The sequence below is a fragment of the Variovorax sp. P5_A3 genome (assembly GCF_056400665.1).
Genome location: NZ_JBFUKW010000028.1, coordinates 1 through 11287 on the forward strand (window position 1 = coordinate 1; position 11287 = coordinate 11287).

The 11287-nt window shown below is 64.0% G+C and carries 10 protein-coding genes; 5 read left to right on the forward strand and 5 right to left on the reverse strand.

What is annotated here, in order from left to right:
* Positions 1-236: 236 nt before the first annotated feature.
* Entirely contained in the window at positions 237-1265 is a 1029-nt protein-coding gene (locus AC1D3B_RS30245) for a GlxA family transcriptional regulator (RefSeq protein ID WP_478194368.1), read from the reverse strand.
* A gap of 119 nt (positions 1266-1384) precedes the next feature.
* Here AC1D3B_RS30245 and AC1D3B_RS30250 point away from each other — a divergent pair, with 119 nt between their 5' ends.
* The 4 genes from AC1D3B_RS30250 to AC1D3B_RS30265 all read left to right on the forward strand — a co-directional run bounded on the left by AC1D3B_RS30250 (position 1385) and on the right by AC1D3B_RS30265 (position 4536).
* Positions 1385-2026 carry an HD domain-containing protein gene (locus tag AC1D3B_RS30250; RefSeq protein ID WP_478194369.1) on the forward strand — a complete coding sequence of 214 codons (642 nt, stop codon included), beginning with the start codon at positions 1385-1387 and terminating at the stop codon, positions 2024-2026.
* 89 nt (positions 2027-2115) lie between these two features.
* Positions 2116-2997, forward strand: coding sequence for an NmrA family NAD(P)-binding protein (locus tag AC1D3B_RS30255; RefSeq protein ID WP_478194370.1), 882 nt, complete (start codon positions 2116-2118; stop codon positions 2995-2997).
* A 35-nt stretch (positions 2998-3032) separates the two neighbouring features.
* Positions 3033-3869, forward strand: coding sequence for an SDR family oxidoreductase (locus AC1D3B_RS30260; RefSeq protein ID WP_478194371.1), 837 nt, complete (start codon positions 3033-3035; stop codon positions 3867-3869).
* A gap of 169 nt (positions 3870-4038) precedes the next feature.
* Positions 4039-4536 (forward strand): hypothetical protein, encoded by a 498-nt coding sequence (locus AC1D3B_RS30265; RefSeq protein WP_478194372.1) that lies wholly within the window; start codon positions 4039-4041, stop codon positions 4534-4536.
* 123 nt (positions 4537-4659) lie between these two features.
* Here AC1D3B_RS30265 and AC1D3B_RS30270 read toward each other — a convergent pair whose 3' ends face one another.
* Genes AC1D3B_RS30270 through AC1D3B_RS30285 form a run of 4 tightly spaced genes read right to left on the reverse strand, consistent with a single transcriptional unit; the run spans position 4660 to position 10376 of the window.
* On the reverse strand, positions 4660-6564 hold the full coding sequence (locus AC1D3B_RS30270) for an acyl-CoA synthetase (protein ID WP_478194373.1): 1905 nt from the start codon (positions 6562-6564) through the stop codon (positions 4660-4662).
* Between the two features lie 5 nt (positions 6565-6569).
* Positions 6570-8252, reverse strand: coding sequence for a bifunctional 3-(3-hydroxy-phenyl)propionate/3-hydroxycinnamic acid hydroxylase (locus AC1D3B_RS30275; protein WP_478194374.1), 1683 nt, complete (start codon positions 8250-8252; stop codon positions 6570-6572).
* Positions 8249-9205: a fumarylacetoacetate hydrolase family protein gene (locus AC1D3B_RS30280; protein ID WP_478194375.1), complete on the reverse strand. Its 957-nt coding sequence runs from the start codon at positions 9203-9205 to the stop codon at positions 8249-8251. Before AC1D3B_RS30280 ends, AC1D3B_RS30275 begins: the two co-directional genes overlap by 4 nt.
* Before the next feature lie 28 nt (positions 9206-9233).
* Positions 9234-10376, reverse strand: coding sequence for a VOC family protein (locus tag AC1D3B_RS30285; RefSeq protein ID WP_478194376.1), 1143 nt, complete (start codon positions 10374-10376; stop codon positions 9234-9236).
* A 164-nt stretch (positions 10377-10540) separates the two neighbouring features.
* On the opposite strand from AC1D3B_RS30285, the gene AC1D3B_RS30290 reads away from it, so the two are divergent.
* Positions 10541-11269 carry a TetR/AcrR family transcriptional regulator gene (locus AC1D3B_RS30290; protein ID WP_478194377.1) on the forward strand — a complete coding sequence of 243 codons (729 nt, stop codon included), beginning with the start codon at positions 10541-10543 and terminating at the stop codon, positions 11267-11269.
* Positions 11270-11287: the final 18 nt, after the last annotated feature.

Consider the following 11287-nt stretch of genomic DNA (forward strand, 5'->3'; position numbering starts at 1 on the left):
GCCGATGTAGTCGTCAAGGCACTCGGGCAGCAGAGTGACCTGCTGACGGTCCTCGCCTTCGATGAATCGCTTCATGGGCCACCACCTCGTTCAGACGGGTTGGCTCAATATAGGCGACCATCAATGGAGTTTCCACACACCCTCGGCCCAAAGCAGAAGGGCGTCGCTGACTCACTTGCCTGCCGCAGCGCGCCATGCTGAACTCATCGACTGAAGTGAAGATTCGATTTCGATCTTCAGCTCACCGCCGCTTGGGCGAACCTTTGTGCGTACTCTCTGGGACTGACCCCCACGCGACGCACAAATGCCTTTCTGAGAACGTCAACGCTCCGGTAGCCGCATCGACGCGCAATCTCCTCTATCGAGCCTCCCAGCTCCAGCGCTCGACGCACTGCCTCCAGCCGAACGTCCTCGACGTATTTCGCCGGCGTGGTGTGCAGTTCTCTCTCGAACGTTCGGATGAGAGTTCGGACGCTCATCGCGAGCTTGTCCGCCAAGACATCGACTGTGAGTGCCAGGTGCAGGTTCTCGCTTATCCAGGTGCGTAGGCCTTCCAACTTGGAACTGAGTCCATGTTGGGCCTGAAGCGAAACACTGAACTGCGCTTGGCCGCCAGGACGGCGCAGAAAAAGCACAAGATTCTTGGCGACTTCGAGCGCCAGGTCGTCGCCCAGGTCTTCACCGACGAGGGCCAGCGCAAGATCAATCCCCGCCGAGATGCCCGCTGATGTGTAGACATTCCCGTCCTTCACCCAAATGGGGTTCGGGTCCACCACCACAGCGGGATACAGCTCGGCCAAGCGCTTTGCCATGCCCCAATGCGTGGTCGCCCGGCGACCGTCCAACAAGCCGGCGTCAGCTAGCGCAAACGCGCCAACACATATCGAGCAGATGCGCCGGACGGACCGCGAACGGTTTCGAATCCATTGAATGACGGCCCTGTCCAACTGCTGTTCTGGATTGAACCCCGAGGCGACCACCAGCGTGTCAATCGGCTTGCTTGAGCGTCGTTCCTGTTCGACGGTTCGGTGAGCCTTGAGCCCGATGCCGGTTTCGCTCTCCAGGTCGAGGTCAGGCCCCGGACAGACCAATTCCAACAGGTAGGGAGCCGTCCCTCCGCTATGGAGTCGGTTCGCAAGAGTGAACACCTCCGCAGGTCCGATGACGTCCAGCGCGTCGACGGGTGGCAGCCCCAGGATGACAACGCGCTTTCGTGCCACCGGCACGAGCGGCACTCTCGTCCTTGATCTCCTTCTTTCAGTCATGGCGGCCTCGGATGATTTCACCCATTCTGGCACAAATCATCCGTAAACAGTCATTTATGCCTGACCCCCGAATCCTACAGTTGAGGCCTCGCAATCGACATCCCCAAGGAGTGAGCCTCATGGAAAAACCGATCCTCATCGGTGGCATCAGCGCCCCGAACACCGAACTGGCTCACAAGGCAGCCTACGTTGTGCAAAGCGTGCATTCGCCCGCCATGAGAAACCACGTCCACCGGACCTGGTGGTTCTCCGAGTTCTTGGGTCGGAAGCGCGGCCTGAAGTACGACCGTGAAGCTGTCTATTTGGCCTCGTTGCTGCACGACCTGGGCCTCACCAACGACTACGCGGCAGAGCATCGCTTCGAGGTCGACGGCGCTGACGCAGCGAGCAAGATTCTCGTCGCGAATGGATACCCCGAGGCAAAAGCTCGACTGGTTTGGGACGCCATTGCCCTGCACTCCAGCGCCGGCATCGCCGACCGCAGGGAGCCCGAGGTCGCGCTGGTCCACATGGGCGCCCATGTCGATGTGATGGGCCTCTGGATGGATGAGATCACCCCATCCCTCATCGACGACACGCTGGCCCTCTACCCGCGCCTCGGCTTCAAGGCCGCTTTCCAAAGTGCCTTGGCAGAGGTCGCTCGCAAGAAGCCTCATACCGCCGTGGGTACCGGACTCGCCGACATCGGGCACCGCCACGTGCATGGCTTCGAGATTCCAGACGTGTGCGACCTCCTCGACCACGCCCCTTTCGAGAGCTGAATCAGAAATTGATTCGGCCATCTGTGTCAGTCACGGGAGCGAATCTGCTTCGGCAGAAGCCACGCCCCATTCATCGGAGAAAAAACATCATGAGCAAAGCAGAAATTCTGATCAGCGGTGCCACCGGCCGAACCGGTGGCGTCGCCATCGACAACCTTTTGAAGATGGGGCAACGCGTTCGCGCTTACGTTCGCAGGGACGGCGACGAAGCAGCGGCGCTTCGGAAGAAGGGGGTGGAAATCGCGCTGGGCGACTTCACCGACATCGACGCCATTCAGGCCGCGATGCAGGGCATCCGCTCGGCTTACTTCCTGCACCCTTTCATCCCGGGCATCGTTCAGGCCAGCGCGTTCTTCGCCCAGGCGGCGAAGGAAGCGGGGGTGGGCGCCATCGTCAACATGTCGCAAATCTCCGCGCGCCGCGATTCGAAGAGTCATGCCGCCCGTGATCACTGGATGTCCGAGCGGGTCTTCGATTGGTCAGGCGTGCCGACCACACACCTGCGTCCGACCTTCTTCGCCGACTGGCTGGTCTATCCGCATTTCGCGAAGGAAATCTGGGCGAGCAAACAGATTGTTTTTCCCTTCGGCAACGGTCGGCATGCGCCCATCAGCACCGACGACCAAGGCCGCGTCATCGCGCAGCTCCTGGCCGAACCCGAGCGCCACGGCGGAAAAATCTATCGGTTGCATGGGCCGCGCGAGATGGACCACGACGAGATTGCGGCGGCCATGAGCGACGTGCTGGGCGCCAGGATTTCATACGCGCCGCTGTCAATTGAGGCGTTCCGCCAGCGGATGGAGCAGACCTACAAGTTCAACCCATTCCTCATTCAACACCTCTGCGAAGTCGCTCAGGACTATCAAAACGGCGTGTTTGCCGGCACCAACGATGTCGTCGAGAAACTCACCGGCAAGCCACCGCTGTCGATTCCGGCGTTCATCGCCCAGAACCGGTCGGCATTCGCCTGAGCCCCATCACAAAACTGCAGGAAGCGAGGTTCGATATGTTGAAGACCTGGTTCATCACTGGCGCCAGCAGCGGCTTTGGCCGCCAATTGACCGAGGTACTGCTCGCGCGCGGTGACCGCGTCGCAGCGACGGTCCGCAAGGCAGACGCGCTCTCCGCTTTGGCAGAGAAATACGGTGACCGCCTATGGGTCGGCATTCTCGATGTGGTCGATGGCGCCGCGGTGCGCCGTGTCGTCGATAGCGCATTCGCGGATCTGGGGCGCATCGATGTTGTGGTCAGCAACGCCGGCTACGCGCTGCTTGGCGCGGCGGAGGAAGTCGACGACGCGCAGATCGAGCGCCAGTTCGACACCAACTTGCTCGGCTCCATCCATGTGGCACGGGCGGTCATTCCGCAGCTGCGTAAGCAAGACGGGGGCCGCATCATTCAGATTTCCTCGATGGTCGGGCAGGGCTCTTATCCCACCATGGGCGTCTATGCCGCGAGCAAGTGGGGCATCGAGGGCTTCTACGAGGGCACGATTCCCGAGATCGCCAGCTTTGGCATCGAAGTGACCCTGGTTGAGCCCGGCGCGTCACGAACGAACTTTGGAACTTCGAGCGCCGCATTTGGCCTACCCATGGACGTGTACGAGAACACGGCGGCCGGCGAATTCAGGCGCATGACCGCGTCCGCTGGGCCCAGCATGTTTCGGGGTGACCCACGCAAGGTGGCGCAGGCCATCATCGATTCGACTGCTCAAAGTCCAGCGCCGAGACGTCTCACTCTGGGCAGCGACGCCTACGCGTTCGTCCACAACGCATTGACCGCGAGGCTCGCCGCCCTAGAGGCGCAGAAGGAACTGGCGCACTCGACCGATTTCGATACTTAAGCACTGATGGATACGGCGTCGAAAGCTGTATCCATCTTTGCGCATGCCAACGATGAAACAGGTCTGCATTGGCGTCCCTGTATGCGGACCTTCTCCTCGGATCGTCCAGAGTCAAAGACATTCGGGGAGGAGGCCCATTCCCACTTCAAACATTTCAGAGTTGACCATCATGATTCCCCTCGAACTCATCCTGCCGCTCAGCGTGACTATCGGTCTACTGGCATCCGGGCTCATCGGCCTCTGGTATGTCTGGCCGCGCATTCGTGCCATGCCGGCGCGTGACGCGCTGATGATCCTCATCTTCCCGCATGTCTTTCGATACCTGGGTCTCTCGTTTCTGATTCACGGCGTCACGACCGTGCCGATGGACCCTCGCTTCTCGTTCCCGACCGCCTATGGCGACCTGCTGACTGCGGTTCTCGCATTGGTCTCGATTGCTGCGCTGAAGGCCAACACGCGTGTTGCGATCCCGCTTGTATGGATTTTTAGCGTGGTGGGGATTGTTGACTTTCTCAACGCCTTCGCCCGCGGCCTGACGTTCGCGGCGCCTGGCGACTTCGGCGCCACTTACTACATCCCGATGGTTGTGGTCCCGCCACTGATGGTCGGCCACGCTCTCATACTGGCGCGACTCTGGGTCGGGCCGAAGTACGGAACACAAGCTTGAGGCCTGGCCATGGTTCCCTTCACGTTTGCATCGACGCGTTGCGAACTGGCGTTCGGGGCCTAAACCGGGTGTACACCCATGCTCCATAGCGACGACCCGAATTCGGTCTTCGTTCGAGCACGATCATTGATCGTGGCCTATCAGAGACACCTCGAAGCGGAACGGATATTGGCCGAGAATTTTGCGGACGATGCCGGCAGTCGCTATGCGCGCCACCGTGACTTCAATCTGAATTCCGAGGCGCGGGTCATTGATGACTTCGAGCCGAGAAATCGGTGCGCCGGCATCATGCAGCGCCGTGCGCAGCGCATCTGCGATCTCGCGATGCCTGAGTTCGGGCTTGAAGATCTTGCCGACTCCCGTCAGGGGCATGGCCGCCACCAACCTGATCGCCTTCGGTATCGCGACGCGTTCGGTGATCCGTTCCCTGGCGAAGGCCATCAACTCGTCTTGGGTCGCGCAGGCGCCGGGCTTGAGTTGGACATAGGCGACAGGCAGTTCGCCCGCGTGCACGTCGGGGCGTCCGACTGCGGCCGCAAGTTGCACGGCCGGATGCCGGTGCAGGGATTCTTCGATGCTGGCAGGGTCGATGTTGTGGCCGCCCCGGATGATGAGTTCCTTCTTCCGGCCAGTCAGGTAGAAGTAGCCATCTTCGTCCTGTCGGCCGAGATCGCCGGTGTTCATCCAGCGCCGGCTGTCGCCCAAGTCCAGCCAGAGTCCTTTGTCCTGCTCGGGATCGCGATAGCCGGCAAACACATTGGGACCGCTGATCGCGAGCACGCCTGCCTCGCCGACCGCGCAGTCGCGCACGTACACCCCTGCGTCGTCCAGCATGACGGCTTTCATGGCCTGCAGGGGCACACGCAGACCGATCGACCCGGTGCGCCGCTCGCCGAGCGGTGGATTGCATGTGCTGACGCATGTTCCCTCGGTCAGCCCGTAGCCCTCGAGGATCTGCAGCCCCGTCAGTTGCTGGAAGGCGCGCATCAGTTCGAGCGGCATCGGCGCGGCGCCGCAGAGCCCGTATTCCAGCGAACTGAGGTCGCGACCTTGTGTCGGCTGTTGCATCAGCGCCGCAAAGACTGTCGGAACACCACTGAAGAAGTTGATCCGGTGGTGCTCGACCAACTCCCAGAAGTGCTGGATGACACCATCTCCGCGGTAGCCCGCAGGCGTGCCAAGTATCACGTGGGCGCCGCGAGAAAAAGGCAACAGGCCGGTCACGAGGACGCCGTTGACGTGGAACAGAGGTAGTCCGCAAAAGAGCGTCTTTCCCACTGCAATGCCGTCGCCGAGGAACTGTCCGATGCTCCAGGCGTTGGCGACCTCGTTCGCATGGATGCGCATCGCGATCTTGGGCGCGCCAGTGGTGCCGCCGGTGCAGAAATAGGAGGATCGGTCGCCGGGGTGGATCACGCGCCCGCTCACGAGGCGGTCCACCGGCTGTCGGCGCAGCCCTTGCTCGAAGTCGTGCAAGGTGAAGCGACCCTTTGTCTCGCTTGGAGCCGCGCCCGCGACCCCGTCGACCTTCCCGGCCAGATCGACCAGCACGACATGTTCGAGGCAGCGGACACCGGCGAGCAGCGGCTGCAGCCTTGACCACAGGTCCATGCCGGGAACGGGTGCCAGTGTGATCAGCACCTTTGCTTCGCCAGCGGCGAGGAGCTCGACAATCGCTGAAGGCTCCAGCATGGGATTGATCGCGAACGTGATGCCGGACGCCTGGCCGCCCCAGACCGCAAGATGAGTCTGCGGCAGATTGGGCAACGCGAAGGCGACGACATCGTCGGCGCCGACGCCCAACTCGTGGAGGAAGTTGGCGGTGGCCGTAATGCGAGCGAACAGCGTCTCGTAGTTCCAGACTTCTGGCCGCTGATGATCTTCGACGCGAGAGAAAAACGATAGCGCCGGCGCGTCGGGGTGGGCGCGCGCAGCGGCGCCGATCATTTCGTAGGTGCTGTTCGGAAGGAGGCCGTCGTGCTCACTTTCGAGAGCGTCCACGTCAGCGATAGAGGCGAATCTGTTCATGCTTTTCACCGAATTGACATTGCCGTCACGGCAGGAGGACCGCTTGGCCGGTTTGGCCGTGGCGCCGCAGCGGACGATGGGGATGGCGCGACGAGCTCGAGCGCCCGCCGCAGCAACGCCTCGGCCGCCGATGCCGGCCCTTCCGCCAGCACGCAACGGTCAGGCCTGACGATCGCGACCCAGCCGATGGGAGCCCGGTGTGGCAGCAGGGCCTCGTCCAGCGCCTCCAGCCGCAGCGAGGGCGGTGCGAGATGCTGCGCTTGCGATCGCTGGCACCACTGCCACACCCGACCGCCGGCCGCTTGCCAGCACTGCAGCAGCTCAGGCGGCAGCCTGCTCGACAGGTCCACGCCAAAGCCGATCAGTGCCCATTGCGGTCCCAGCGCGTCGTCGCTGAGGATCGGCCCACCGCCAGCGGCTGGTCGAACCCAGCCTTGCGGCAGCATGCCCCCGGCACGCAGTCGCTCGCTGCCGCGCGCGCGCCAGAACAGGCCTTGGTCGAAGGTGTTCTGCGGCTTGACCTTCATCTCCTCGAACAGCGCGCGGCCCGCCGGCAGCAGGCGCAGCAGGCTCATCAACCCGTGCACCGCGAACGCGGCGCCGCGGTGTTGCGGCATGACGATTGCGCCGAGCATGCGTGCCAGGCGGATGATCTTCCTGGCATGGGGTCGTCGCTCGATGTCGTAGCTGTCGAGCACGTGCTCGTTCGCGCGTCCCTGCACGACCCAGGCGAGTTTCCAGGCCAGATTGGCCGCGTCGCGCAGTCCGGCGACCAGGCCCTGGCCCGCGAAAGGCGGCGTGATGTGTGCAGCATCGCCGGCGATGAAGCAGCGGCCTTTGGAGAATCGCTTCGCCTCGCGCGCATGGAAGCGGTAGACCGCCGTGCGTTCGATCCGGATGCGCTGGCTGTCGCACCATGGCGCGAGCAGCCGCCGCACCGACTCCGGTCGCTCCATCTCTTCCGGCCGCTCGCCGGGGCGAAGCATGAACTCCCAACGCTGCCGTCCACCGGGAGCCACCATGCGCGGCGTCGGGCGCCGCGGGTCGCAGGTGAACTCGACGTGGTCGATCGGATCAGGCACGTCGAGCGCATCGACGATCAGCCAGTCCTGGTGGAAGCTGCGGCCTTCGAAGTCCAGACCCAGAGTGCGCCGTACCAGTGAACTTGCGCCGTCGGTGCCGACGAGGTAGCGCGCCCGCACATAGGTCTCGTTGCCGGCCGCGTCCTCCAGCCGCGCCTGGACGAAGCGGCCGTCGTCCACGAAGGCCGCGAGTGCCCGGCCGAGCCGGACCTCGACGTCTGGATATCGCGCGAGCTTCTCGCGCAGCAGGCGCTCGAGCTCCGGCTGGTAGAAGGTGACGAGCGCCGGGTGGCCGTCGATGATGCCGGCGGTGTTCATGCGGGCGAAGCGGCCGAACAGCGGGGACCGATATTGCACCTGCGGGATGGCGACGGTCTCGAACTCGCCGTCGCGCACACCCGCCAGTTGGAGGATGCGCAGCGCCTCGTTGTCGAGCGCGATCGCGCGTGGCTTCTCGAAGATGGCGGTCGCCTTGTCGATGGCCAGCACGCGCACGCCATAGTGGCCGAGCAGATTGGCCAGCGTCGCGCCGACAGGGCCGAGGCCAACGAGCAGGATGTCGGTGTCGAGTTGCGGCACCGTACGACGGGAGGATGTCGCGTTCATGGCGCGGTGATGGAGGTCGTCTGTTCGCCGAGGTCGATGGCGCCGTCGTCGGTGCGGATCGATGCGCTGATGCGGTCGCCCGGGCGCAGGTAGGCAGGGTTGGCCCGCCCCTTGCGGATGAACATCTGCCACTTGCCGGCGTCGCTGAGCAGATGCCTGGCAACGAACATCGCGGCCTTGCCGGGGGCGCGCGCCGCGCAGCCTGCCGGTGTGCCGGTGCCGATCAGGTCGCCGGGCAGCAGGTCCTGCAGCGCCGCAAGTTCGGTGACCGTGGCCGCGGGCCCATGGATCATCTCGGTGCAATAGGCGTCCTGCCGCGTCTGGCCATTGACCGTCAGGCGCATGTGCAGCTCGGGCCAGCGCGCCCATTCCTGCGGCGTCAACAGCACCAGTCCGGGTCCGACCGGGCCGAAGCCTCGATAGCTCTTGCCCTTGTAGAACTGGCCTTGCGGCAATTGAACGTCACGTGCCGAAAGGTCATTCACGATGGTCACCCCGGCCAGCCACTGCGGTAAGTCGTGAGGGCCGACCTGTGTGCCGGCCGGCACTGGCGCACGCAACACCAGGCCGAGCTCGATCTCATAGTCGAGCAGCTGCACATGCGCGGGGCGGACCACTGGCACATCGGCCGCCGTGATGCTGGAAGGCGCCTTCGTGAAGATCGTGTTGAAGGGGAAGTCTTCGACGCGCAGGCCCGATTCGGCGATGTGGCTGTGATAGTTGACGCCCTGGCAGATGAACTGCTGGTGACGAGTCACCGGCGGCAGCAACTGGACGCGCTCGAGCGGCAGCACGGCTTGTGTGGCCTCGATGGCCCACAGCAACTCCCAGTGGCCGGAGAGCAGCTCGCCGGTGCTGGGCACATTGACTGGCAGGGGGGCGATGAGGCGCCCGAATTGAACACCCCAACGGGGCGTACCGCCTTCGGCATAGTGAATGATTGTGCGTGACATGGGTTTGGTCGGGGGAGGTTGGGGGAAGTTAGAGCCAAGGGCGCGCGGGCGCATCGAGCGCCGCGCTCATGAGGTTCAGTCGCTGCGGCGTGATGGCCTTGCGACGCAGGAGCTTCAGCACGTGCACAAGGGTCTGAAGGTTCTTCCTCGGCTTCATCGAGGCGGGCGCGTCGGCGCCCCAGGCCCAGATGCCGCCGAATTCGAGCGGCGAGTAGGCGGTCTCGAAGTCCGCGGTGAAGACGTCGCCATCTGTGTAGTGCTCGTACTCGAAGCCGTCGGGATCGGACCAGTAGTCGAAAAGCTGACTGCCGAGAAGGTGGCGACCGATGCCCCACATGTGCCGGTGGCCCTCGGCGCGCAGCACCTGTTGGCCCTGTCCGAGCGCATCCAGGTCCAGAACCTCGTAGGCACTGTGCTCGATCTTCTCCTCGATGCCGCCAACGATCACCAGCGTGTGGTGGTCGGCCGGCTGACCGCCCAGGTCGAGGCGGCAGAACGCGAGACTGGGACTGCCGTCGGCGAGGTATTGCACGTCGGTGGGAATCAGTCCGAGCACGCGCAGGTACCACTCGGCCATGCGCGTGAAGTCAATGGTCTGCAGGACCACGTGCCCGAGCCGCACGACGCGCGCCGGCTCGATGGGCGTGCGCACCGTCCGATTCACGCGGGGCCTGTCTTGTGCCGTGTTCGCGCTCGGCGTGACAGCGTCGCGCAGCGGCCGCGGCTCTACACGCCGCTGATCCTGCAGCAGCCAGACACTGCGGCCGCTCGGGTCGCGCAGTTCCACGCCTCGGCCGCCCGTTGGCAGGCGGCAGACGGGCAGCCAGCGGGCGCCCATCTGGTCTACGTAGCGGTGCAGATCGGTATCGGCCGACATGAGGAACGCGGGGCCGATGAAACGATCCTGCCGACCGCCTTCAGCGATCGCGATGCAGGGCGCGGTCCCCGCACCCCGCGCCACAAGACGTTGCGGAGTGGAACTGACGATCTCAAAGCCGAAGTCGCGCCAGAAGCGTTCGGTCGGCGCCAGCCGGCGCTTTTCCCAGCGCAGGAAGGCCAGCTCGATCGCGCGACCAAGAGCGGGCGGCCGTGACAGTCGTTGGACATTGGCGGGCAGCCGCCCTTCGGGGGTCGACTCGGGCTGCCGAAGCACTGCGGTGAAGCCTTTCACAGGTATGTCCCCCTTCAGAAGGTGTAGTGGTAGCCGAGCAGGAACGTCTGGACCTTGCTCGTCGAGCGAATGGAAACGGCGTCGACCGGTTATCATAATAACAAACACGTCATTATGACAACATTGTCGTTTATACTCGTTCAACCACTGGGCACAATCGATCCATGCAAACGGAAGACCACCGCCGCCGCGTCGCCGCCGAGCGACGCGAACGCATGCGCGCACGCCTGCTCGCCAGTGCGATGAGACTCGTCGCGGAAAAGGGGCCGGCGGCGACGTCGATCGACGATGTGATCTCGGCCGCGGAGGTGTCGCGGGGCACGTTCTACAAATACTTTCCGTCGCCCGACGCGTTGGTCCGGGAACTCGCCATCGAGATCGCCAACGAGCTGATCCGGATGGCCGAGCCCGTGGTGCGCAGCTACGACGATCCGGCTGAACGCGTGTCGAGTGGCATACGACTGGTGGCAAGACTCGCCATCGACCATCCGCTGGCGGCCGCATTCCTGATCCGCCTCGGATGGCCGGACGCGCGAGGCCCGAACATGCTGCTCGACTTCGTGAAGAGAGACCTGACCGAAGGAATTCGGCAGGGTCGATTCGCACGCATGCCGATCGCATTGGCCCTCAATATCGTGACGGGCGCCGTGCTCGGCGCGACGCATCGGATGCTCGAGCCGGACTGCGAGAGCGACTTCGCCGAGCAGAGCACCGCCGCCGCATTGCGTGGGCTGGGCCTGGATGCAAAGAGCGCCGAGCGCATCGCCCACAGCCCACTGAAGCCGGTCGAGATCCTGTCAGCGGGTTTGCTCATCGAGACCTCGGAGATCCGGACGGCGCCAACCGTGGCGCAGGCGACCCGCCGCGTGGTCGGGCGCCGAAAGGTCAGTTGAGAAGCTCGCTGGCGCGGC